Origin of the sequence: Gandjariella thermophila, assembly GCF_005405885.1 — a bacterium.
In the GTDB taxonomy this organism is placed as follows: Bacteria; Actinomycetota; Actinomycetes; order Mycobacteriales; family Pseudonocardiaceae; genus Gandjariella; species Gandjariella thermophila.
Genome location: NZ_BJFL01000002.1, coordinates 216,402 through 239,393, shown reverse-complemented (window position 1 = coordinate 239,393; position 22,992 = coordinate 216,402). Strand labels below are relative to the sequence as shown.

General features: G+C 73.5%; 20 protein-coding genes. 9 read left to right on the top strand and 11 right to left on the bottom strand.

Going from position 1 to position 22,992, the window contains the following annotated elements:
* Nucleotides 1-103 precede the first annotated feature (103 nt).
* The 3 genes from FFT21_RS03070 to FFT21_RS03060 all read left to right on the top strand — a co-directional run bounded on the left by FFT21_RS03070 (nucleotide 104) and on the right by FFT21_RS03060 (nucleotide 3,279).
* Nucleotides 104-442 (top strand): hypothetical protein, encoded by a 339-nt coding sequence (locus FFT21_RS03070; RefSeq protein WP_137812173.1) that lies wholly within the window; start codon nucleotides 104-106, stop codon nucleotides 440-442.
* Between the two features lie 67 nt (nucleotides 443-509).
* Nucleotides 510-2,060 (top strand): purple acid phosphatase family protein, encoded by a 1,551-nt coding sequence (locus FFT21_RS03065; protein WP_137812172.1) that lies wholly within the window; start codon nucleotides 510-512, stop codon nucleotides 2,058-2,060.
* A 259-nt stretch (nucleotides 2,061-2,319) separates the two neighbouring features.
* On the top strand, nucleotides 2,320-3,279 hold the full coding sequence (locus FFT21_RS03060) for a substrate-binding domain-containing protein (protein ID WP_137812171.1): 960 nt from the start codon (nucleotides 2,320-2,322) through the stop codon (nucleotides 3,277-3,279).
* A gap of 129 nt (nucleotides 3,280-3,408) precedes the next feature.
* On the opposite strand, the gene FFT21_RS03055 is transcribed toward FFT21_RS03060, so the two are convergent.
* Entirely contained in the window at nucleotides 3,409-4,929 is a 1,521-nt protein-coding gene (locus tag FFT21_RS03055; protein WP_137812170.1) for an amino acid permease, read from the bottom strand.
* A gap of 296 nt (nucleotides 4,930-5,225) precedes the next feature.
* Here FFT21_RS03055 and FFT21_RS03050 point away from each other — a divergent pair, with 296 nt between their 5' ends.
* Nucleotides 5,226-6,890, top strand: coding sequence for an amidohydrolase (locus tag FFT21_RS03050; RefSeq protein ID WP_137812169.1), 1,665 nt, complete (start codon nucleotides 5,226-5,228; stop codon nucleotides 6,888-6,890).
* 85 nt (nucleotides 6,891-6,975) lie between these two features.
* Here FFT21_RS03050 and FFT21_RS03045 read toward each other — a convergent pair whose 3' ends face one another.
* The 7 genes from FFT21_RS03045 to FFT21_RS03015 all read right to left on the bottom strand — a co-directional run bounded on the left by FFT21_RS03045 (nucleotide 6,976) and on the right by FFT21_RS03015 (nucleotide 15,085).
* Nucleotides 6,976-7,752: a 5-formyltetrahydrofolate cyclo-ligase gene (locus tag FFT21_RS03045; protein WP_137812168.1), complete on the bottom strand. Its 777-nt coding sequence runs from the start codon at nucleotides 7,750-7,752 to the stop codon at nucleotides 6,976-6,978.
* A 78-nt stretch (nucleotides 7,753-7,830) separates the two neighbouring features.
* Nucleotides 7,831-9,006, bottom strand: a complete 1,176-nt coding sequence (locus FFT21_RS03040) for a lipid-transfer protein (protein ID WP_137812167.1) — start codon at nucleotides 9,004-9,006, stop codon at nucleotides 7,831-7,833.
* On the bottom strand, nucleotides 9,003-9,449 hold the full coding sequence (locus tag FFT21_RS03035) for a MaoC family dehydratase (RefSeq protein ID WP_137812166.1): 447 nt from the start codon (nucleotides 9,447-9,449) through the stop codon (nucleotides 9,003-9,005). The genes FFT21_RS03040 and FFT21_RS03035 overlap by 4 nt, the downstream gene beginning before the upstream one ends.
* Entirely contained in the window at nucleotides 9,446-10,498 is a 1,053-nt protein-coding gene (locus FFT21_RS03030; RefSeq protein WP_192909358.1) for a bifunctional MaoC family dehydratase N-terminal/OB-fold nucleic acid binding domain-containing protein, read from the bottom strand. The genes FFT21_RS03035 and FFT21_RS03030 overlap by 4 nt, the downstream gene beginning before the upstream one ends.
* Before the next feature lie 14 nt (nucleotides 10,499-10,512).
* Nucleotides 10,513-11,685: an acyl-CoA dehydrogenase family protein gene (locus tag FFT21_RS03025; protein ID WP_137812165.1), complete on the bottom strand. Its 1,173-nt coding sequence runs from the start codon at nucleotides 11,683-11,685 to the stop codon at nucleotides 10,513-10,515.
* Nucleotides 11,686-11,688: 3 nt separating this feature from the next.
* Nucleotides 11,689-12,813: an acyl-CoA dehydrogenase family protein gene (locus tag FFT21_RS03020; protein ID WP_137812164.1), complete on the bottom strand. Its 1,125-nt coding sequence runs from the start codon at nucleotides 12,811-12,813 to the stop codon at nucleotides 11,689-11,691.
* An 82-nt stretch (nucleotides 12,814-12,895) separates the two neighbouring features.
* Nucleotides 12,896-15,085, bottom strand: coding sequence for an acyl-CoA dehydrogenase family protein (locus FFT21_RS03015; protein ID WP_137812163.1), 2,190 nt, complete (start codon nucleotides 15,083-15,085; stop codon nucleotides 12,896-12,898).
* A gap of 95 nt (nucleotides 15,086-15,180) precedes the next feature.
* Between FFT21_RS03015 and FFT21_RS03010 the strand changes: the two genes are divergently transcribed.
* Entirely contained in the window at nucleotides 15,181-15,855 is a 675-nt protein-coding gene (locus FFT21_RS03010) for a class I SAM-dependent methyltransferase (RefSeq protein WP_225978057.1), read from the top strand.
* On the opposite strand, the gene FFT21_RS03005 is transcribed toward FFT21_RS03010, so the two are convergent.
* The 3 genes from FFT21_RS03005 to FFT21_RS02995 are packed head-to-tail and all read right to left on the bottom strand — an operon-like array spanning nucleotide 15,805 to nucleotide 18,973.
* Nucleotides 15,805-16,941 carry a prenyltransferase/squalene oxidase repeat-containing protein gene (locus FFT21_RS03005; RefSeq protein ID WP_137812162.1) on the bottom strand — a complete coding sequence of 379 codons (1,137 nt, stop codon included), beginning with the start codon at nucleotides 16,939-16,941 and terminating at the stop codon, nucleotides 15,805-15,807. The genes FFT21_RS03010 and FFT21_RS03005 overlap by 51 nt on opposite strands.
* Nucleotides 16,941-17,729, bottom strand: coding sequence for a class I SAM-dependent methyltransferase (locus FFT21_RS03000; RefSeq protein WP_137812161.1), 789 nt, complete (start codon nucleotides 17,727-17,729; stop codon nucleotides 16,941-16,943). Before FFT21_RS03000 ends, FFT21_RS03005 begins: the two co-directional genes overlap by 1 nt.
* Nucleotides 17,723-18,973 (bottom strand): glycosyltransferase family 4 protein, encoded by a 1,251-nt coding sequence (locus FFT21_RS02995; RefSeq protein WP_137812160.1) that lies wholly within the window; start codon nucleotides 18,971-18,973, stop codon nucleotides 17,723-17,725. The genes FFT21_RS03000 and FFT21_RS02995 overlap by 7 nt, the downstream gene beginning before the upstream one ends.
* 132 nt (nucleotides 18,974-19,105) lie before the next feature.
* Between FFT21_RS02995 and FFT21_RS02990 the strand changes: the two genes are divergently transcribed.
* From FFT21_RS02990 to FFT21_RS02975, 4 genes are all read left to right on the top strand, one after another.
* On the top strand, nucleotides 19,106-19,561 hold the full coding sequence (locus tag FFT21_RS02990; RefSeq protein ID WP_137812159.1) for a pyridoxamine 5'-phosphate oxidase family protein: 456 nt from the start codon (nucleotides 19,106-19,108) through the stop codon (nucleotides 19,559-19,561).
* Nucleotides 19,562-19,673: 112 nt separating this feature from the next.
* A complete protein-coding gene (locus FFT21_RS02985; RefSeq protein WP_137812158.1) occupies nucleotides 19,674-20,708 on the top strand; it encodes a LacI family DNA-binding transcriptional regulator in 1,035 nt (344 codons plus the stop codon).
* 54 nt (nucleotides 20,709-20,762) lie between these two features.
* Nucleotides 20,763-21,215: a protein-tyrosine phosphatase family protein gene (locus FFT21_RS02980; protein ID WP_137812157.1), complete on the top strand. Its 453-nt coding sequence runs from the start codon at nucleotides 20,763-20,765 to the stop codon at nucleotides 21,213-21,215.
* Nucleotides 21,216-21,501: 286 nt separating this feature from the next.
* Nucleotides 21,502-22,527 carry a pentapeptide repeat-containing protein gene (locus tag FFT21_RS02975; RefSeq protein ID WP_225978056.1) on the top strand — a complete coding sequence of 342 codons (1,026 nt, stop codon included), beginning with the start codon at nucleotides 21,502-21,504 and terminating at the stop codon, nucleotides 22,525-22,527.
* Nucleotides 22,528-22,992: the final 465 nt, after the last annotated feature.

Genomic DNA, 22,992 nt, shown 5'->3' with positions numbered 1-22,992 from the left:
CGCAGCGGATCAACCCCTATGATCCCTCCGCGGGCAGGTCTTCCCGGGGCTCGCCGGGGACGGCCGAGCGCGGTCGGCGTCTCCGGCAGGCAGGGGGTGGCGCGTGGACCTCGACGTCGTCCTGCGGCCCCTGCGCGTCGGCGCCCGCATGCGGGTTCCCTACCTGAAAAGTTGGGGCGGGCGCAGCGGTGCGCTGATCGCCGCGTTCGTCGCCTTCGTCATCTGGGTGTGCAAGCTGCTCGTGCTCGCGTTCGCGCTGGCGGTCATCCTGCTCGCCTACGCCTGCCTGGGCGTGGCCTGGCTGCTGGCGCCGCCGGTGGCGGCCGTGGCGCGGCGGGTGTACCGGGGCACGCTCGTGCCCAGCACCGAGACGTACCAGGGCGCGGTGCTCCGCGGCGTGTACCGGCTGAACGCCGCGCTGGCACCCTACCTCCGGCGGTAGCGGTGTTGTCCCGCCGTTCACCCCCGGCCCCCGGCCCGTTCACGTGCCCCGCCGAGGATGTGGACACATGCGCGCTTCCTCATCCGACGAGATCAGCAGACGAGGCTTGTTCACCGTGGGCGCCGGGGTGGGCGGGGCGGTACTCCTCGGCGCACCGGGCAGCGCCTCGGCCGCGCCGGAGCTGTGGAGCCGGCCGGGTACGGTCGGCGCGCCCGGTGTGGCCGGGCTCCACCTGCAGTTCGGCGCGGACGCCTCGCGGGAGGTCGTGGTGTCCTGGCACACCACGGCGCCGGTGTCCCGCCCGCGCGTCCTGCTCGGCAGCCCGGCCGGCGGCCTCGGGCTCACCGTGCCCGCGGACACCACCACCTACCGGGACGCCAGGTCCGGCACCGAGGTGCGCGTGCACCACGCGCGGCTGGGCAGCCTGCGCCCGGACACCGAGTACGTGTACGCGGCGGTGCACGACGGCGCGCCGCCGGAACTGGGCACCGTGCGTACCGCGCCGCGCGGCCGGGCGCCGTTCCGCTTCACCAGCTTCGGCGACCAGGGCACGCCGACGCTGGGCAAGCAGGTGAACGGCACCTGGGTCAACGACAACCTCGGCTCGCCGGCCGCCGGTGACGTCACCGCCGCGGTGGAGGCGGCCGCGCCGCTGTTCCACCTGGTCAACGGCGACCTCTGCTACGCCAACCTGGCCACCGACCGGGTGCGCACCTGGTCGGACTGGTTCAACAACAACACCCGCTCGGCGCGGTACCGGCCGTGGATGCCGGCCGCCGGCAACCACGAGAACGAGTTGGGCAACGGCCCGATCGGATACGGCGCCTACCAGACCTACTTCAGCGTGCCCGACTCCGGCGCCGATCCGGAGCTGCGCGGCCTGTGGTACGCGTTCACCGCCGGCTCGGTGCGGGTGATCAGCCTCAACAACGACGACGTCGCCTACCAGGACGGCGGCAACTCCTACGTGCACGGATACTCGGGTGGCGCGCAGCGTCGCTGGCTGGAGGCCGAACTGGCCGCGTCCCGGTCCAATCCGGACATCGACTGGATCGTGGTGTGCATGCACCAGGTCGTCGTGTCCACTGTGGACAAGGCCAATGGCGCGGACCTCGGCATCCGGGAGAACTGGGTGCCGCTGTTCGACCGCTACGGGGTGGACCTGGTGGTGTGCGGGCACGAGCACCACTACGAGCGCTCGCACCCGATCCGCGGCCAGCAACCGAACGACACCCGCACCCCGATGCCGGTGGACACCCGCACCGACGTGGTGGACACCAGCAGGGGCACGGTGCACATGGTGATCGGCGGTGGCGGCACCTCCGTGCCGTCCAACCATCTATTCTTCTCCCCCGCGCGCTGCCGCGTGATCACCGGCGTCGGCGCACCGGACCCGAACACCGGCAAGCGGGCACCGATCTACGTGCTGGAGGACGCGCCGTGGTCGGCCGTGCGCGACCCGGACCACTCCTACGGCTTCGCCGCGTTCGACGTCGACCCGGGCAAGCCGGGCGGCACCACGAGCATCTCGGTCACCTACTACGCCGTCAGCGACCCGTACGGCACCGCGACCCCGGTGGACCACTTCACGCTGACCCGGCCCCGCGGCGCCCGGTAGGCCTGCGAGTGGGCCGCCCGGCGCACCCCGGCCGGGCGGCCCGCTCGTATCGATGGCCTTGTCGATGAGCCCCAACGGATGCGGCCACTCGGAGCACCATCACTGCGCCGCGCGGCCGGCGCCGAACGCTGTGACCCTTGACACACCCGGTGGCCTGCGCCAAGGTCAAGTTCGGCCGGATCGCCGGCCGGCCCGGACCGCAGCCGGTTGATGCGTGATCAGGCCCCGAGCCGACGTTCTCCCATCAGCCGGAGGGACTGTGCGCCCTGCGAAACCGTGGCGCGGCATCGTCGCCCTGGCCGCGGCCCTGCTCACCAGCTCCGCGTGCGGCACGACGGGCACGGCGTCGACCAACCTCGCCACCGGCCTCAGCGGCAGCGGCATCGTCATCGCGCTCAACGTGACCACCCTGAACAACCCGTACTTCGTGCAGCTTCGCCAGGGCGCCGAGGCGGAGGCCAGGACGCTCGGCGTCACGTTGGTGGTGCAGGACGCGCAGAACGACGTCACCACCCAGATCAACCAGATCCGCACGGTGATCACCCAGGGCGTGCAGGCCGTGCTCATCAACCCGGTGGACTCCGACCTCTCGGTGCCCGCCGCCAACGCCGCGGCGAACGCGTCGATCCCGGTGATCGCCGTGGACCGCTCCCTGAACAGCCCGCGGGTGACCACCGAGGTGTCCTCGGACAACGTGCAGGGCGGGCAGATGGCCGCGGAGGCGCTGGCCAAGGCGGTCGGCCCGGGCGACGTGGTGCTGATCCGCACCCAGGAGGGCGCGTCCACCACCCGCGACCGGGACCGCGGCTTCGACGAGGGCATCGCCCTGCGCAGCGCCACCCACCTGGTGGGCAGCGGCGTCGCGGACTCCAGCCGCAGCAAGGCGGTCGGCGTGATGGCCAACCTGCTCCAGCAGCACCCGGAGATCAAGGGCGTGTTCGCGGAGAACGACGAGATGGCCATCGGCGCGATCACCGCGCTCGGCAACCGCGCCGGCCGGGACATCGCGGTGGTCGGCTTCGACGGCACCCCGGACGGGTTGAACGCCATCGCCAGCGGCAAGCTGTCCGCGACCATCGCCCAGCAGCCCCGCGAGATCGGCGCCCAGGCCGTGGAAACCGCGGTACGCGCCGCGAAGCGCGAGCACGTCCGCGAACTCATCGAGGTCCCCGTCAAGGAGGTCACCCGGGACAACCTCGCCGACTTCCGCAAGAACTGACCATCCCACGCGACGGGAGCCCGCCGAGGAGGCGGTCGGGCAACGCGCGTGGCCGAGCGGTACCGCGACGCACGGCGAGGGGCCGGCCCCGCGCGGACCGGCCCCTCGGTTCGGATGGTACGGCGGGGACTACTCGGGCGCGGCGGTCACCGTCGCGGTCTGCTCCCGTTCCAGCTTGGCCAGCCGGGAGTTCCGGTAGCCGTAGGCGAAGTAGAGCACCACGCCGGCCACCATCCAGCCGATGAACCGCAGCCACGTGACCGTGGTCAGGTTGAGCATCACCCACACACAGGCGAGCACCGCGAGGATCGGCACCAGCGGAACCGCCGGCGTGCGGAAGGAGCGCGGCAGGTCGGGCCGGGTCCGGCGAAGGATCAGCACGCCCACCGAGACGAGGATGAACGCGGCCAGCGTGCCGACGTTGACCATCTCCTCCAGCTTGTCCGCGGAGAAGAAGCCGGCGGCGATCACCAGCGCGACGCCGACCAGCAGCGTCGCCCGCACCGGCGTTCCGGTCGCGCCGGAGGTGTGCGCCAGGGGCCGGGGCAGCAGCCCGTCCCGGGACATGGCGAACAGCACCCGCACCTGCCCGAGCATCAGCACCATCACCACGGTGGTGAGGCCGGCCAGCGCGCCCACCGAGATGACCGCCGCCGCCCAGGTCACTCCGTGCGCGGAGAACGCCGTCGCCAGCGTCGCCTTGGTGCCGTCCGGCTTGGTGGCCAGCGCCTTGTACGGCACCATCCCGGTGACCACCAGGGCCACCGCCACGTACAGCACGGTGACGATCGCCAGCGAGCCCATGATGCCCCGCGGCATGTCCCGCTGCGGGTTCCGGGTCTCCTCGGCGGTGGTGGCCACCACGTCGAAGCCGATGAACGCGAAGAACACGATCGCCGCGCCGGCCAGCACGCCGAACACCCCGAAGTTGCTGGTGCTGCCGCCGGCGATCAGCGAGAGCAGCGACTGGTTCAGGCCGCTGGAACCGCCGCCACCGGTCTCCGGCGCGGGGATGAACGGGTGGTAGTTGGCGCCGCTGATGTAGCCGATACCGGCCACGATCACCAGCAGGATCACCGCGATCTTGATTCCGGTGATGACCTGGCTGACCCGGGCGGACAGCTTGACGCCGGCGGCGAGCACGATGGTCAGCACCACGGCGAGCAGCACCGCGCCCCAGTCGAACTCCAGCCCGCCCAGCGGCACGCTGGTCTTCACGTTCAGGCCGACGATCTCCAGCACGCTCTGCAGGTACTCGGACCACCCCTTGCCCACCACCGCGGCGCCCAGCGCGAACTCCAGCAGCAGATCCCACCCGATGATCCACGCGACGAACTCACCGAAAGTCGCGTAGGAATAGGTGTAGGCGCTGCCGGCCACCGGCACGGTCGAGGCGAATTCGGCGTAGCAGAGGGCGGCGAGCCCGCAGGCCACCGCCGCGATCACGAACGAGAGCGAGACCCCGGGACCGGCGATGTTCCCGGCGGTCCGCGCGGTCATGGTGAAGATACCGGCACCGATGGTAACGGCGACCCCGAACACCACGAGGTCGAAAACGGTGAGGTTCTTTCGTAGCCGAGTATCCGGTTCATCGGTATCGGCCCGTGACTGCTCGACGGATTTTGTCCGCAGTAGCCCCGTACCAGGCACCGCTTCTCCTCCTTTCCTCCATCTGTGACGAGCAATGGCCCGGGACTCTAATCCGGACGGTCTCGGGGTGTCGAGGCGGACCACCTGCGGTAGCACGGCGTTCTCCGCACCGGGCGCACGTCAGCCCGGCCGGCGGCAGGGCGGGGTGGTCGCGATCACGCCCGGTGCGCGGACCGGCCGTTCCGTCGTTGCCGGTGGGCGCCGGCCGCGCGGCCGGGTCAATCCGGGTGGAGAGCGCCCACCACCCCCTACGCTGCCGGTGACGGGCCGCACCACCTCGGGTGACGGGAGAAGCCGTGCTGGACCTGCTGCTGCGCGACGCGCGCGTGCTGACCATGGCGGACGACCGGCCCACCGCGCACGCGGTCGGCGTGCTGCACGGCCGGATCGTCGGCGTGGACGAGGAGATCGACGGGCTGCCCGCCCGCGCCGTCGTGGACTGCGACGGGGCGACGCTCACTCCCGGGTTCGCCGACGCGCACAACCACATGGCCTGGTTCGGGCTGTCCCTGGCCGAGCTGGACCTGACCCGGCTGTCGGCCATGTCCGAGCTGTATGACGCGGTCGCCGAGCGCGCCGCGGGCCTGCCGGCCGACGCCTGGGTGGTCGGTGCCGGCTACGACGACTTCGTGCTCGGCGGTCACCCGCGGCGCGCCGAGCTGGACCGGGCCGGCGGCGGCCGGCCGGTGTGGCTGAAGCACCGTTCGGCGCACATGGGCGTGGCGAACAGCGTGGTGCTGGACCGGGCCGGGGTGCTGGACGGTACCGCCACCGTGCCACCGGGCGGCGAGATCGACACCGACGCGGACGGCGCGCCGACCGGGCTGCTCAAGGAGGGCGCGCAGAACCTGGTCAAGGCTCTGCTGGTGCCCTACCCGGTCGACGAACTGGCGGAGGCCGTCGCCCGCGCCGCCCAGGTCTACACCGCCGAGGGGCTCACCCACGTCACCGAGGCCGGCATCGGCGGCGGCTGGATCGGGCACAGCGGCATCGAGGCCGCCGCCTACCAGCTGGCCCGCCAGCGCGGCGACCTGCCGGTCCGGGTGGAGCTGATGACCGCGGCCGAGGTACTGCACCCGGTGCCCAGCAACCCGGCCGACGGGGTGCCTGTCGGGCTCGATCTGGGGTTGCGCACCGGGTTCGGCGACAACCGGCTGCGGCTCGGCCCGATGAAGATCTTCACCGACGGGGCGCTGTCCAGCCGCACCGCCGCGGTCACCGAACCGTTCTGCGACCACGGCGGCACCGGCCTGCTCGGCGACGACCCACAGGTGCTGCGCGAGCGGATCGTGGCCGCGCACCGCGCCGGCTGGCGGGTCGCCGCGCACGCGATCGGCGACCGCGCCATCGACGTCGCCCTGGACGCGTTCGCCGAGGCGCAGCGCGTGTTGCCCCGGCCGGACGTGCGGCACCGCATCGAGCATGCCGCGATGGTGCGCCCGGACCAGTTGCCCCGGTTCGCCGAACTCGGCGTGATCCCGGTACCGCAGGCCCGGTTCCTGTACGAGATCGGCGACTCCATGGCCGACGCGGTCGGCGAGCACCGGCTGCCCTGGCTGTACCGACATCGGTCCTTTGTGGACAGCGGCGTCGTGGTGCCGGCCAGCTCGGACCGGCCGTGCGTGGCGGTCGGCGCGCCGCTGGCCGGGATGCGCTCGATGGTCGAGCGCACCAGCAGGGACGGCCGGGTGCTCAGCGGCGACGAGCGGGTGGATGCGGTGGAGGCGCTGCGCGCCTACACCACCCGCTCCGCCCACGCCGGGCACGCGGGGGGTGAGCGGGGCCGCGTCGCCGCCGGTCTGCTCGCCGACCTGGTGTTGCTCGGCGACGACCCGACCACGGTGCCCAGCGCCCGGATCAGCGACATCGAGGTGCTGGCCACCTTCGTCGGCGGCGAGTGCGTGCACGGCGCCGAGGTGGTGGCCTCCCGCTGCGACGGACCCGTGCCCGCGCGGCGGTGAGCCCGGCTGATCTCCTCGTCGCCGTGGCGGACGGCCACGCGCGGGCCGAAGCGGCGGGCGGAGCCGGCGAGGATCGCACCCACGGCTACCGGGCGGAGCGCAGCGCGGCCAGCAGCGGGATCGCGGCGATCTTCTCCTCGGTCAGCTCGGACCAGTGGATCTCACCGGGGGCGCGCGGGCGGCGGTGCGGCCGGCAGTCGACCACCCGGTCCGGGGTGACGATGAGGTCCACCGGGACGTCGTGCGCGGTGGTGGGGATCGCGCCGGCCGGTCGCACCTGCGACTCGTGCACGGTGCTGACCACCACGGTGTCCTCGCCGATCAGCCCCGCCGCGCCGGCCAGCGCGTACTCCAGGTCGGCGAACCCGCCGCCCTTGCCGAGCCTGGTCCCGTCCTCGCCGACCGCGACGCTGCCGAGCACCACCAGGTCGACCGGGTCGAGGTCGCGTACCGCGACCCGGCGGGCGGAACGCTTCGCGCCGCTGATCGACGCCGCCTTCCGCGGGGTGCCCGCCAGGTGGTCCGGGTCGAGCAGGAAGAACGGGTCTGCCTCGGCGAGCCGCGGAACGGCCATGTAGACCGTCTTGCCGTCCTCCAGGGCACGCTGCCGCACCGGTAGCTGGGCGGCGTCCGGGTTGGCCTTGACCGTGCGGGCACGCCGCCATTCCGGGCGTTCCCGCAGCCGCTCGGCCGCGGCCTCGGCGCCCACGAAGTTGGGAATCCGCCCGGCCGCACCGGGAAACCGGGCGGCGCGGCTCTCGGTCAGCGCGGACCACACCTCCTCGCGCAGCGCGGACTTGGCGGCCAGCAGTTCCGCTGAGCCGCCCGCGTCGTGGTCATGCCGGGAGGCACGTCGTGGCACGTCCCCATCCTGGCAGGGGCGCCGCCGGACCGCCTTCCCGGCGCCTGCCGAGGCCACCGACCCGCCCGGCCGACCCCGTCAGCCGTCCCGGCCGAGCACCAGGCCGCTGGTCGGTACCCCGGTACCGGCGGTGACCAGCACGTGTTCCACCCCGTCGACCTGGTTGACCGCGCTGCCGCGGACCTGGCGTACCGCCTCGGCGATGCCGTTCATGCCGTGGATGTAGGCCTCGCCGAGTTGGCCGCCGTGCGGGTTGAGCGGCAGCCTGCCGCCGAGTTCGATCGCGCCGTCGGCGAGGAAGTGCCGGGCCTCGCCGCGCGGGCAGAACCCCAACTCCTCCAGCTGTACCAGGACGAACGGGGTGAAATGGTCGTAGAGCAGGCCGACCTGCACGTCGTCCGGCCCGATACCGGCCTGCGCCCACAACTGCCTGGCCACCACGCCCATCTCCGGCAGACCGGTCAGGTCGTCGCGGTAGTAGCTGGTCATGACGAACTGGTCCGCGCCGCTGCCCTGGGCGGCGGCGCGGACCAGCGCCGGGGGATGCGGCAGGTCGCGGGCGCGCTCGGCGCTGGTGACCACGAGCGCGACGCCGCCGTCGCTTTCCTGGCAGCAGTCCAGCAGCCGCAGCGGTTCGGCGATCCACCGGGACGCCTGGTGGTCGGCCAGGGTGATCGGCCGGCCGTAGAACCAGGCGTGCGGGTTGGTGGCGGCGTGCCGGCGGTCGGCCACCGCGACCCGGCCGAAGTCCTCGCTGGTGGCCCCGTAGGTGTGCATGTAGCGACGGGCGAACATGGCCACCATGGCGGCCGGGGTGCCCAGGCCCATCGGGTAGTGCCAGCCGTTGTCCACTCCGGACGACGTGGGCTGCTGCGCCACCGCCGTCTGCACCCGGCCGAACCGCTGACCGGAGCGCTCGTTGAACGCGCGGTAGCAGACCACCACCTCGGCCATGCCGGTGGCGACGGCCATCGCCGCCTGCTGCACGGTCGCGCACGCCGCGCCACCGCCGTAGTGGATGCGGCTGAAGAAGCTCAGCTCCGGGATGCCCAGCTCGCGGGCCACCGCCACCTCGGTGTTGGTGTCCATGGTGAACGTGACCAGGCCGTCCACATCGGACGGTGTGAGGCCGGCGTCGGCGAGCGCGGCGCGCACGCACTCGGCGGCCAGCCGCAGCTCGCTGCGGCCGGAGTCCTTGGAGAATTCGGTGGCGCCGATCCCGGCGATCGCGGCCGCCCCGTTGATTCCGGTCATGAGGTGCCTTCCGGGAGCGCGATCCGCACGGTGGCGCTGACGTGGTCGCCGAGGCTGTTGCGGCCCACCACGTCGACGAGGAACCGGGGCTCGCCGTCCTCCACCACCCGCTGGACCACCCGACCGGTGAAGGTGACCGTGTCGTAGGCGTACCAGGGCGCGCCGAGCCGCAGCGCGATGCCGCGCACCAGCGCGTCCGGCCCGGCCCAGTCGGTGACGTAGCGCTGCACCAGCCCGGTGGTGGTGAGGATGTTGACGAAGATGTCCTGGGAGCCGTGGGCCACCGCGGCGTCCCGGTCGTGGTGCACGTCCTGGAAGTCGCGGGTGGCGATGGCGGTGGCGATGACGAACGTGGGTGGGGCGTCGATGCGCAGCTCGGGCAGTTCGGTGCCGTCCTCGCGGCCGGCCCGCAGCTCGGCCGCCGAAAGCGTCGCCTGCGTCATGAGCCCTCCCTGACCGGCCGCCACGCGGGCAGCGTGATGTCGTCGTCCACCGGCAGGAACGTCACCTCGACCGGCATGCCGACGCGCACGTCGTCCGGCGGCACGTCGAGCAGTTCGCCGAGCACCCGCACCCCCTCGGGCAGCTCCACCAGCGCGACCACGAACGGCGTCTCCCGTCCGGGCATCGGCGGGTGGTGGTGCACCACGTAGCTGTAGACCTCGCCGCGGCCGGCGGCCACCAGGTACTCCGGGCTGGTGGAGCCGCACGCCGGGCACATCGGCCCGGGCGGGTGGCGCAGCCGGCCGCACGCCCCGCAGCGCTGGATCCGCAACTCGCCCGCGGCGGTCCCGTCCCAGAAGAACGCGGTGTCCCTGCTGCGTACCGGCTTGATCACGGCAGCCCGCGGCGGCGCGGGATTGTCCAGAGTGGATGCCTCCGACGTGCTTCCTCCCGCGGAGGCGGAAGTCGACACCGCCGACGCACTCTCTCCCGCGGAGGCGGAAGTCGACACGGTGGACGCCGTGGACGGGCGGAACTTCAGCACCCGGAACAGCATCTCGGTGACCGCCTCGTCGCCGACGTACCAGGTGCTGCGGGTGGTGACGAACCAGCCCTCGCCGAGCCTGGTGCGTTTCGGCCCGACCACGCTCTCCAGCCTGGTGGTGACGCTGACGTGCTCGCCGGGGCGCAGGTAGCGGTGGTAGGTCTGCTCCGAGTTGGTGGCCACCACGGAGGTGAACCCGGCGGCGTCCAGTTCGGCCATCATGCCGTGCAGCGGGTCGTCCGGCGCCCGCTGCGGGTGTAGCCCGCCCATGGTCCACACCTGGGCCATCGCCGGGGGCGCGACGATCCCGCCGTGCACGGAGGTCTCGGCGAACTCGGGGTCGGTGTAGACCGGGTTGCGGTCGCCGATGGCCTCCACCCAGTTGTTCACCATCGGCTGGTTCACCGGGTCGCGGGCCGGGCGCGGCGCGCTCTCCCCCGCCGCCGCGATCCGCCGGGCCGCCGCGTTGATGGCGTCCGTTGTGGACGGTGCTGTGCTGGTCACGCTCGCTCCCGTGGTCAACGCGGCACCCGGGGCAGGCCGAGGCCGGTCATCGCGATGAGTTCCCGCTGGATCTCGTTGACGCCGCCGCCGAAGGTGAGCACCAGGTTGCGCTTGGCCTGGACGTCCAGCCAGGTGGACAGCGCGGCGGTCGGCGGGTCGGCCGGGTCGCCGTGCCGGGCCACCACCTCCTCGAGCAGCCGGCCGATGGTCTGCGCCCGCTCGGAGCCGAACACCTTGGTGGCCGAGGCGTCCGCGACGGCCACCGGGGCGGCCGCCGAGGACACCGCGACCTGCCAGTTGAGCAGTTCGTTGACCCGCAGGCAGGCGTGCGTGCGGGCGAGCGCGCGGCGCACGTCGGGTTGCTCCAGCAGGGGCTGGCCGTCCGGCGTGGTGCGGGCCGCCGCCCATGCCCACACCCGGTCGTAGAGCGCGGCGATCCGGCCGGCCGGGCCGAGCATGACCCGCTCGTGGTTGAGCTGGGTGGTGATCAGTTTCCAGCCGGCGTTCTCCTCGCCGACCAGCATGCCGGCCGGCACCCGCACGTCGGTGTAGTAGGTGGCGTTGACGTGGTGCGCGCCGTCGCAGGTGATGATCGGCGTCCACGAGTAGCCGGGGTCGCGGGTGTCCACGATGAGGATGGAGATGCCCCGGTGTTTGGGCGCGTCCGGGTCGGTGCGGCAGGCCAGCCAGATGTAGTCGGCGTCGTGCGCCCCCGTTGTGAAGATCTTCTGCCCGTTGACCACGTACTCGTCGCCGTCGCGGACCGCGGTGGTGCGCAGGGAGGCGAGGTCGGTGCCGGCGTCGGGTTCTGTGTAGCCGATCGCCATGTGCAGTTCCCCGGCGAGGATGCGGGGCAGGAAGTACTCCTTCTGCTCGGGCGTGCCGTGCGCCTGCAGCGTCGGCCCGACGGTCTGCAGGGTCACCGAGGGCAGCGGCACGTCGGCGCGCGCCGCCTCGTTGACGAAAATCTGCTGCTCGATCTCGCCGAAGCCGCGGCCGCCGTACTCCTTCGGCCAGCCCACGCCGAGCCAGCCGTCCCGGCCCATCCGCCGGACCACCTCGCGGAACACCGGGCCGTGCCGCTCGGTGAGCATGGCCTCGCGCTCGCCGGGGCTGATCAGCCCGGCGAAGTAGTCCCGGAGTTCCGCCTGCAGCGCCCGCTGCTCGGGGGTGAGGTCGACGAACATGGCCTACCCCGTCACCGCGGTGGCGAGCCGGTCCAGCCGGTGCGACGCCCCGCCCACGAACCGGGCCAGGTCCTTGGCCCACGAGGAGTACCGGTGCATCGGGTAGGTCACGTCCACGCCGAGCCCGCCGTGCAGGTGGTGGCAGGTGTGCAGGGCCGGCGGCGCCTCCTCGGCCAGCCAGTACGCGGCCACGTCGAGTTCCTCCCTGGTGTGGTCCCGGCCGGCGGCCAGCGCCCAGCACGCCGACGACGTGGCCAGGTGCAGGGTGCGCTCGGTGACGTACACGTCGGCGACCTGGGCGGCCACCGCCTGGAAGGTGGCCAGCGGTTTGCCGAACTGGTGGCGGGTGCGCACGTGCTCGGCGGTCAGCGCGAGCGCGCCGGCCAGTACCCCGGAGCCGACCGCGCACGCGCCGGCCACGGCCAGCCGGTACAGGTCGGCCACGCCGCCGGTACCGCCGCCGAGCAGGTCCGCCTCCGGCACCCGCGCGTCGTCCAGGCGCAGCGTGTACTCGGGGGCGCCGCTGGCGGTCGGGGTCCTGGTCAGCGCCACCCCGGCGGCGCGAGGATCGACCAGCAGGACCGCGGTGTCGCCGCCCAGGCTGGCCGGGACGAGGACCCGGTGCGCCGCGGCGGCGTGCGGCACGCCGACCTTGGTGCCGGTGACCACGAGCGTGCCGCCGTCGGGGTGGGCGGTGGTGCGCGGGCTGGCCGGCAGCGGGTCGGACGGTTCGCGGAGCGCGGCGGTGAGCACCCGCTCGCCGGTGGCCACCGGGGGCAGTAACGCCTCTTGCTGCGTCGGGGTACCGAGTCGGGTCACCGGCAGCACGCCCAGCGCGAGCGTGGCCAGCGCGGGCACCGGGGCCGCGTGCCGGCCGACCTCGGTGAGCAGCACCGCGGTCTCCAGCACGCCGAGTCCCTCGCCGCCGAGGTCGGCGGGCAGCGCCAGACCGAGCAGGCCGGCCGCGCCCATGGCCTTCCACGCGGCCTCGTGGTAGCCGGGGTCCTCGGCCCAGGCCCGTGGCACCGCGCTGGTCGCGTCGGCGGGATCGGGCCGCACCTCCCGCCGCAGCACCTCGGCGGTGAGTCCCCGGATCTCCTCCTGGGTCTCGTCGAGGGTGAAATCCACGCCGGCTCCTCGCCTTGGACGTCGTATTGAAACTTGTTCTACTTTGTAGCGAACCGCGGGACCAGCCGCAAGGCACCCGGCTTCAGTCCCGGGGCAGCCCGAGGATTCGCTCGCCGGCCAGGGTCAGCAGGATCTGCGTGGTACCGCCCGCGATGCTCAGGCAGCGGCTGAGCAGGAAGTCGTGCACCAACGCTCCGGTGCCCTCGTCGGCCGCCGCACCGTCCGGTCCGGCGAGATCGAGAGCGGTCTCCGCGACGGCCTGCCGGTGCCGCACCCCGACCAGCTTGCGCACGCTGGACTCCGGCCCCGGGTCCTGGCCGCCCAGCCGGCGCAGCGTGGCGCGCAGGTCGAGCAGGCCGACCACGATCGCCTCGGCGACCAGCGCGCCCAGCCGCTCGGCCACGCCGGCGTCCCCGGCCACCCCACGACGGCGGGCGAGGTCCAGTACGCGTTCCAGGCCGTCGCCGAGCGAGGACCCGCCGCCCATGGCCACCCGCTCGTTGGCCAGTGTGGTGCGGGCCAGCCGCCAGCCCCCGTTCACCTCGCCGACCACGTTCCCGTCCGGCACGAACACGCCGTCCAGGAAGACCTCGTTGAACACCGCCTCGCCGGTGATCTCGCGCAGTGGCCGGACGTCGATGCCGGGGGCGCGCATGTCCACCAGGAAGTAGGTGATGCCCCGGTGCCTGGGCGCGTCCGGGTCGGTGCGGGCCAGGCAGATCGCCCAGTCCGCCTTGCCGGCCAGCGAGGTCCACACCTTCTGCCCGGTCAGCAGCCAGCCGCCGTCGGTGCGCACCGCGCGGGTGCGTAGCGCGGCCAGGTCGGAGCCCGCGCCCGGTTCGCTGAACAGTTGGCACCACACGATCTCGCCGCGCAGGGTGGGCCGGACGAACCGCTCCCGCTGCTCGTCCGTGCCGTGCCGCAGGATGGTCGGCACCGCCCAGCCGCCGATCACCAGGTCCGGCCGGGACACCCCGGCGCGGGCCAGTTCCTCGTCGATCAGCAACTGCCGCGCCGGGGACGCGTCCAGCCCGTAGGGGGCGGGCCAGTGCGGGGCGAGGTATCCGGTGTCCGCGAGCCGGCGGCGCCGCCCCTGCTCGGGCAGCGCGGCGATGTCGGCGACGGTGGCGCGCACGGCGTCCCGCTCCGCCTCGGCCGGATCGCCGGTCAGGTCGACGGCGAGGTGCCGGCGAGCCCCGCCGAGGGCCAGTTCGGCGACCCGCCGCCGCCAGCGCGCGCCGCCGCCGAGCAGTTGCCGCAGCGCCAGCGCCCGGCGCAGGTAGAGATGGGCGTCGTGCTCCCAGGTGAAACCGATGCCGCCGAGCACCTGGATGCAGTCCTTGGCCACCTCGACCGCGGCGTCCAGGGCGACCGCCGCGGCCACGGCGGCGGCCAGCGGGTGCTCGGCCGGCGCCTCGTCGGCGCTGCGCGCCGCGTCCCAGGCCACCGCGGCGGCCTGCTCCACCCGGCACAGCATCTCCGCGCACAGGTGCTTGACCGCCTGGAAGGAGCCGATCGGCCGGCCGAACTGCTCACGCACCCGGGCGTAGGAGACGGCGGTGCGCAGGCACCACGCGGCCACCCCGGTGGCCTCGGCGGCGGCGAGCGTCGCGGCCAGGTCGGTGACCTCGGCGGCGACCAGCCCGGGGATCACCGCCCCGGCGCTCACCCCGTCCAGCCGCACGTCGGCCAGTGGGCGGGAGAAGTCCACCGGGATGCGCTCGCTGGTGTGCACCCCGCGGTGGTCGGCGCGCAGCAGCACCCACGTGGTCCGCGCCCGGGCGTCGGCGACGTTGGTGTCGGCGATGCCGAGCAGCAGATGGCTGGTGGCCCCGGCGCCGAGCACCGGGCCGACCGCGCCGCGCAGCACGCCGCCCTCGTTGACCAGCGTCCCGGTGCCCAGCGCGACCGCGACCGAGGCCGTGCCCGCGGCCAGGTCGGCGAGCAACGGGTGGCCGGGCGCGTGCCGGGCGATGAGCAGCCCCGCCAGGGCGGTGGGCAGGGCCGGGCCGGGCACCAGCGAGTCGGCGGCCTGCTCCAGCGCGGCGGCCAGGTCCGTCACGGTGCCGCCGAGGCCGCCGGCCGCCTCGGGCAGGGCCATGCCGAACACGCCGATGCCGGCCAGCCCGGCGAGGAACTCCCGACCGCTCGCGGGCGGGCGGCCGGCGCCGGGTTCGCTGTCCCGCACCGCGCCGAGGGCGCCGGCCTGCTCCGCCCAGGACCGGATCGACTCCTGGACCGCCCGCTGCTCGTCGGTGATCGCGATCGGCACGGCACCTCCCCAAACCGGACACACAACGTAGAACGTGTTTCAGTTCTACCAGCCGGATACGGTGTGGGCGAGACCCATCGACCCCGGAGGTACCCGTGACCGCGAACGCCATCGACCCGGCGGGCCCGCCGGCCGACCTGCTCGCCGCGTTCCAGGCGGCCACCGGGTTCATGCCCACCGACGAGGGGCTGGCCGTGTACCGGGCCGCCGTGGAGCACCTCGGCACCGGGGTGGGCGTGGAGATCGGCACCTACTGCGGGAAGTCGACGATCCTGCTGGCCGCCGCGGCCCGGGAGACCGGCGGCCAGATCGTCACGGTGGACCACCACCGGGGCTCGGAGGAGCACCAGCCGGGCTGGGAGTACCACGACCCGAGCCTGGTGGACCCCGCGGTCGGCCGGCTGGACACCCTCGGCCGGTTCCGCCGCACCCTCGCCGCGGCCGGCGTCGAGGACCACGTGGTCGCCGTGGTCGGCCGGTCCGCCACGGTGGCGGCGTTCTGGCGCACCCCGCTGGCCCTGCTGTTCGTCGACGGCGGGCACACCGACGAGGCGGCGCGGGCCGACTACGACGGCTGGGCCCGCTGGGTCGCGCCGGGCGGCGCGCTGCTGATCCACGACGTGTTCCCGAACCCCGCCGACGGCGGCCAGGCGCCGTACCGGATCTACCGGCGGGCGCTTTCCGGCGGCGCGTTCCGCGAGGTCGGAGCGGCCGGATCGCTACGGGTGCTCGAGCGAGTCGGCGGCGAGCCCGGCGACCCCGTCGGTTGAGCCGTGGCCACCGGCCACCCCGTCGCCGCAGCCGCAGAACTCGCCGTCCACGGCCAGCCCGGTCGGGAGATCCTCGGCGCGGAAGATGCCGTTGCCCGCGCTGGTGCGGGACAGCGCGTCGGCCACCAGGATCACCGCCGCCGAGGTCCACGTGGTGCGCTCCTCCGGCCAGCGCTTGCCGTCGGCGAAGACGAAGCCGGTCCAGTAGGAGCCGTCCTCCTCGCGCAGATGCTGCATGTCCGCTAACAAACCGGCGGCGCGGTCGGTGTCGCCCAGCGTGTCCAGGCTCAGCGCCAGCTCGCAGGTTTCCGCGCCGGTGACCCACGGATGGTCGTCCACGCAGCGGATGCCCAGCCCGGGCACCACGAAATCGGCCCAGCGCCCGGCGATCCGCCGGTGCGCCGGCTCGCCCCGCACCGCGCCGCCGAGCACCGGGTAGTACCAGTCCATCGAGTACCGGTCCTTCGGCTCGAACGCCTCCGGATGGTGCCGCAGCACGTGCCCGAGCCGGCCGAGGTCGACCTCCCAGCCCGGCTGCGGCACGCCGAGGTGGTCGGCCAGCGCCAGCGCGCAGCGCAGGCTGTGGTGGATGCTCGCGCATCCGGTGAGCAGCGCCTCCCCGGCGGGTTCGCCGTCCGCGCCGCGCGCCCAGGCGATCTCGCCGCGCACCGTCTGCGCGTCCAGCACGAACTCGATCGCCCGCCGCACCGTGGGCCACATCCGCTCGGCGAAGCGGTCGTCGGAGGTGACCAGCCGGTGGTGCCACACGCCCACCGCGAGGTAGGCGCAGAAGTTGGTGTCCGCGGTGGCGTCCTCCACCCGGCCGGACCGGATCTTCATCGGCCAGGAGCCGTTCGGGCGCTGGGTGCGGGCCAGCCAGCGGTAGGCGCGCTCCGCCTCGGTGTGCAGGCCGGCCGCGGACAGCGCCATCGCGCTCTCCACGTGGTCCCACGGGTCGACGTGGCCGCCGGCGAACCATGGAATGGCGCCGGAGCGTTCCTGCGCGGCCGCGATGGTGCGGGCGGTGGCGAGGACGTCGTCCGCGGTGAGGATTCCTGGCACGGCCGGCACGTCGGGCCGCCGCACTAGGCCCCCCTCGCCACGCGCTCGCCGTCCCGGTCCCGGGTGGCCGCGCCGGCGCCGGCGGAGCCGTCCGCCGCGGTGACCGGCTTGCGCAGGTAGATGGCGAGACTCTTGCCGAGCACCGGGTTGAGCAGCCGCTCGGCGGTCCTGGTGAGCCACGGCCGGCGCATGATGTCCCAGACCAGCATCTTGTGGTACAGCCCGGGCAGCGGGTGGTCGTCCCGGTTGACGCCGACCGCGCACTTCAGCCACCAGTACGGGGAGTGCAGCGCGTGCGCGTGGTGCCGGTGGAACGGCCGCAGCCCGGCCCGGCGCAGCTTGGCCAGCAGCGCGTCGCCCCGGTAGATCCGCACGTGGCCGCCCTCGACCTCGTGGTACTCGGTGGACAGTGCCCAGCAGACCAGTTCCGGCCACCAGCGGGGCACGGTCACCGCGACGGTACCTCCCGGCCGCACCACCCGGGTGAGTTCGGCGATCGCCCGCTCGTCCCGCGGCACGTGCTCCAGGATCTCGGCGGCCACCACGTGGTCGAACGAGCCGTCCGGAAAGGGCAGGTCGAGCGCGTCCCCGGGCACCGTCTCGGCGGTGGCGTCGGCGGGCGCCTCGCCGGCGTCGCGCATCGCGGCGAACATCGCGGCCACGTTCTCCAGTTCCGCCGCGTCCATGTCGAGCGCGACCACGTGGGCGCCCCGCCGGTACAGCTCGAACGCGTGCCGGCCGGCGCCACACCCCAGGTCGAGCACCCGGTCGCCGGCCCGCACCCCGAGCCTGTCGAAGTCCACCGTCAGCACGCTGTCGCCCTCCTCGCCGTCCCGACCCGGTCGATGTTCTCCGCGTAGCAGTCGACGGTAGCCCGAGCCACCGACTCCCAGATGTACCGGTTGATCACCCGCGCCCTGCCGGCCTCGCCCATCCGCAGCCGGCGCCGCGGGTCCTCCAGCAGGGCGGCCAGCGCGTGCGCGAGCGCCTCGGTGTCGCCGGGCGGGACCAGGTCCGCGCACTCCCCGTCCGGCCCGACCACCTCGGGAATCGCCCCGGCCCTGCTGACGACCAGCGGGGTCGCGCAGGCCATCGCCTCCACCGCGGGCAGCGAGAAGCCCTCGTGCAGCGACGGCACGCAGGCCACCTCGGCGGAGGCGAGCAGGGTGGCCAACTCCTCGTCGGACAGCCCGTTCACGATCCGGACCGCGTCGCCGATGGCCAGCTCGTCGATCATCCGCTCGGTCGGGCCGCCGGGAGTGGGCCGGGCCACCAGCACCAGTTCCACGTCCCGCTCGGTGCGCAGCTTGGCCACCGCCTCCAGCAGTGTGCGCACACCCTTCAGCGGGGTGTCCGCGCTGGCCATCGCGATGATCCGGCCGGAAACCCTGGGCGTCTCGCGGGGCCGGAAGGTCTGCCCGTCCACGCCGAGCGGGATGACCCGGATCCGTTCCCGCGGCACGCCGAAGTCGCCGGCGATGTCCCGGGCCGACGACTCGGACACCGTGATCACCTCGGGCATCCGCCTGGCCACCCGCGCCTGCATGCGCAGGAAGCCGTACCAGCGGCGCAGGGTGAGCCGGCGCGTTCCGGTGGCCGCGGCCAGGTCCAGCCGCCGGTCCTGGGTGATCGGATGGTGCACGGTGGCCACCACCGGCAGGTCGCGCGGCAGGCCGAGCAGGCCGTAGCCGAGCGACTGGTTGTCGTGCACGATGTCGAAGTCGGCGGCGCGGCGGCGCAGCAGCCGCGCGGCCCGCAGGCTGAACGTCAGCGGTTCCGGGAAGCCGGCGGTCCACATGATGCCGACCTCCAGCGCGTCGATGGGGTCCCGCAGTTCGCGCCAGTGCGGCGTGCGGAACGGGTCCGGCTCGCGGTAGAGGTCGAGGCTGGGCACCCGGGTCAGCTCGACGCCGTCGTCGAGTTCCGGGTACGGCTGGCCGGAGAACACCTCGACGCGGTGGCCGAGTTCGGCCAGCCCGCGGCTGAGATGCCGGACGTAGACGCCCTGCCCGCCGCAGTGCGGCTTGCTTCGGTACGACAGGAGCGCGATGCGCACAGGCCACCTCCGACGGGACGGGGACGTCCGTTGGTCAGGTACGCTGCGGTAAACTAGAACACGTTTCTACCGCTCGGTAACACCTAGAGCCTAACCTGAGGGAATCCGTTGTCCTCGGCAGAGGGGTGTGGTGTGGGCGGCAACCAGCGCGCGCGGATCCGGATGACCGACGAGGAGGTCGCGACCTTCCTGCACGACCAGCGCACCGCCGTGCTGTGCACCATGCATCCCCGTGGCAGCATCCACGCCGTGGCCATGTGGTACGGATTCGTCGACGGCCACGTGGCGCTGGAGACGAAGACCAAATCGCAGAAGGCGCAGAACCTGCGGCGCGACCCGAGGATGACGCTGCTGGTGGAGGACGGGGATTCCTACGACGAACTGCGCGGCGTGGAACTGGTCGGCACCGGGGAACTCTTCGACGATCCGGACAAACTGTGGCAGCTCGGCGTTTCCATGTACCAGCGATACCTCGGTGAGTACACGGAGCAGGCGCGCCCGATGGTGGAGGCGATGCTGCACAACCGGGTCGGCATCCTGATGCGCACCGAACGGACGGTGTCCTGGGACCACCGGAAGCTGAGCTGACCACCGCCGGCCGGCCGCTCCGCCGCACGCCTGCTTCGGGCAGAATTGACGGCGCGGGGAACATGGCGATGGCCGGCGCCACGGTGCCGGAGAAGCGCCGGGAGGAACGCCAGTGGCGAGGCCGGACCGCGGCACCACCCTCATCGACGTCGCGCGCGCGGCCGGCGTCTCCCGGCAGACCGTGTCCAACGCGATCAACGCCCCGCACCTGCTGCGCGCGGAAACGCTGGCCCAGGTCCGCTCGGTCATCGACCGGCTCGGCTACCAGCCCAACCGCAGCGCGCGGTCGCTGCGCACCCGGCAGTCCCGGCTGATCGGCTACTGCGTGCCCCGGCCCAACCCGGACCGGCTGGGTTGGGTGCTCGACGAGTTCCTGCACGCGGTCGCGGATGCCGCCCGCGGCGCGGGCTACCACATCGTGGTGTTCACCCCGGACAGCGCGCAGCGGGAACTGGACAGCTACGCGACGATGCTGCAGACCGGCGGCGCCGACGGGTTCCTGCTCACCGACATCACCCACCGGGACCGGCGGCCCGGGTGGCTGCGCCGGCGCGGCGTGCCGTTCGTGTCCTACGGCCGCCTGCCCGCCAGTGCCGGCCCCGCCTGGGTCGACGTGGACGGCGCCGCCGGCGTGGCGGCGGCCGTGGAACACCTGGTCGGCCTGGGCCACCGGAGGATCGCCTTCCTCGGCTGGCCCGAGGGCCACCGGGTCGGCGACGACCGCGCGGACGGCTGGCGCTCCGCGATGGCCGCCCACCGACTCGCCGCCACCCTCCGCGGGTACACCGACGACACGATCACCGCGGCCGCCGAGGAGGCCGGCCGGATGCTGGACGCGGCTCGGCCTCCCACCGCGGTCATCGCGGTCAGCGACACCGTCGCGGTGGGCGCACTGCGGGCCGCCCGGGCCCGCGGCCTCGCCCCGGGCCGGGACCTCTCCGTGGTCGGGTTCGACGACACACCCAGCGCCGCGCTGCTCACCCCCCCGCTGACCAGCGTCTCCCAGCCGCTGCAGGAGGCCGCCCGACTGCTGGTGGAGATGCTCGTCGCCCGCCTCGCCGGCCGCCGCCCGGAGCGACGCTCGGTGCTGCTGGAACCCACCCTGGTCGTCCGGGGCAGCACCGGACCCCCGCCGCCCGGCCGGTAACCCACCACCGCCGATCGCCAGCCCTGTCCCGCCGATGCCGACGAAGGACCCTTCGTGACCGATCACCCGCTGCCCGGAGCGATCCGGCTGCCGGACGGCTGCCAGGTGCGCGGCCGTGGCCTGCGGCACGGCACCCCGGACGGCCCCGCCCCGGACTTCGGCCTCTACCTCGGCACCGCGCGGCTGCGCCGCCGGCATGCGGACAAGCTGCCGTGGCCGCAGCGGTGGGTCGACTGGCCGGACTTCCTGCTCCCCCGCGACTCCGCGCACGCCGTCGCGGAGATCCGGGCCCTGCACGAGCGCGCGCTCGCCGGCCAGCGCGTCGAGGTCGCCTGCGGTGGCGGGGTCGGCCGCACCGGCACCGTCATCGCCTGCCTCGCCGTGCTCGCCGGCCTACCGCCTGAGCAGGCCGTCGCCTGGACCCGGGCTCACCACCACCCGCGCGCCGTGGAAACCCCGTGGCAGCGCCGCTGGATCACCCGCTTCGCCACTCCTGTGACGGGCTGATGGCGCACCACCGCCGGTCGACCGGTGGACCCGGTGGACGCCGCGCAGGCAACTCGGCCCCGGCTCGCCACGCACCGCACGTGTGTCTCCCGCTGGCCAGGCGGGCGGGCACGTGCCGGGAGCACCGGGGCGAGTCGGCTGGTCGCGTCGCACCGCGAGTCTTGATCGTTCCCAGTGGCCTTGTTAACGTCGGCGTCACTGTCCGATTCCGAATATGTACGGTTGGGAATCACCGGACGAGATGGCGTGGTTACGGCGAAACGACAGGGCAACGGACGAGCATCGAGTGCTGTCCACCACCACGATCGCCGTGTGGGCGGTCGGCCTCATCATCGTCGCCGGGCTTTCGGTCGCGGTGTTGTGGACGCAGTTCTCCAACGGCGACCAGCGTGACTCTGTCCGGCTGGACACGATCCGCACCGCGGCCAGCATCGTCGTCGGCACCGGTGGCGCCGCCGCCCTGCTGCTGACCGCGCGGCGGCAGCGGTCCACCGAACTCGACCTCAAGCAGAACGAACACGACGCTACCGAGCGCCGGGTCACCGAACTGTACGGCAAGGCCGCCGACCAGTTGGGCAGCGACAAGGCGCCCCTCCGGCTGGCCGGCCTGTACGCCCTGGAACGGCTGGCCCAGGGCAACCCGGCGCACCGGCAGACCATCGTCAACCTGATCTGTGCCTACCTGCGCATGCCGTTCGTGCCCCCGCCCACGCCGTCACCGGCAGATCTGTCCTCGACCGACGGGCGAACCGGGCGCCGGCGTCTGTCTGCGGTCCGTCCACGCGTGCGCCCCGCCGACGGCCCCGCCGAACTCCAGGAATTAGAGGTCCGGCAGACCGCTCAGCGTCTCCTGGTGGAGCATCTGCGCCCTGGCAAGGACGACCGGCAGCCTGATCCGTCGTACTGGGAAGGAATGGACCTCAACCTGACCGGCGCCACGCTGGTGAAGCTGGTCATGACACATGCTCGGGTGCGGTCGGCGACGTTCCACGGAGCCACCTTCCACGGCCCGACCACGTTCCGGGGCACGGTCTTCATGCGCAACGCGGACTTCCGCGCGACGCGGTTCGTCGGCCTCGCCGACTTCCGCCGGGTCACCTTCGACGAGGAGAGCGCGACCTTCAAGGGTGCCGTGTTCGAGGGTGAAGTGGACTTCGGCACGCACACCGCGGCCCCGCTCGCCGGAGCGACCACCCGCACCACGGGCGAGACCCGTAGGAAGTGGCCGGCCGAATGGGCCGCCCGCGATATCAGCGGGCGGCCGGGATGGGCGCGGCTCGTCGCCCGCGACCAAGCCGCGGAATCCCGTTGACAGCAACCGCGCGGAACCTCCGGAGGACGGTTCACGTCCAACCGACGATCGCCTAAGATCGACCATCCGAGGGGAGGTGATCACCAGATGACATTACGTCTCGCGCAGCACAGGAGCCAACGGAACGGCATTGTGCCGGCCATGGTTGTTGGCCTGCCCCACTCCTTCTCCGCTGCCAAGAGGCTTCGGCGGGAGGCCATCGTGGCGGGTGGGACGACCGGCAAGCGGCTCCCGGCGGCGGCGAGGCGTGGCTTGGTGGTCATGCCCCACGCGGCCGACCCGCATGTCCGTCGCGCCTGCCCTTGATGACCGACCTTCCTTGACGGGTCCCGGGTGGATGCCGGAAGGCAGCGTGCTGAGCGTCCCGATCGTGGTGGCGCGGCGCACGGCTTGGCGGTTGCGCGCCACCGTCACCGCGGCGATATGGCGCAGCCGCAGAATCCGTCTTCCGCGCGGTTTCCGGCG

Coding starts and splice junctions, on each gene's coding strand:
- FFT21_RS03065 (WP_137812172.1), top strand. CDS start 510: ATGCGCGCTTCCTCATCCGACGAGATCAGCAGACGAGGCTTGTTCACC.
- FFT21_RS03040 (WP_137812167.1), bottom strand. CDS start 9,006: ATGACCGGAATCAACGGGGCGGCCGCGATCGCCGGGATCGGCGCCACC.
- FFT21_RS03035 (WP_137812166.1), bottom strand. CDS start 9,449: ATGACGCAGGCGACGCTTTCGGCGGCCGAGCTGCGGGCCGGCCGCGAG.
- FFT21_RS03025 (WP_137812165.1), bottom strand. CDS start 11,685: ATGTTCGTCGACCTCACCCCCGAGCAGCGGGCGCTGCAGGCGGAACTC.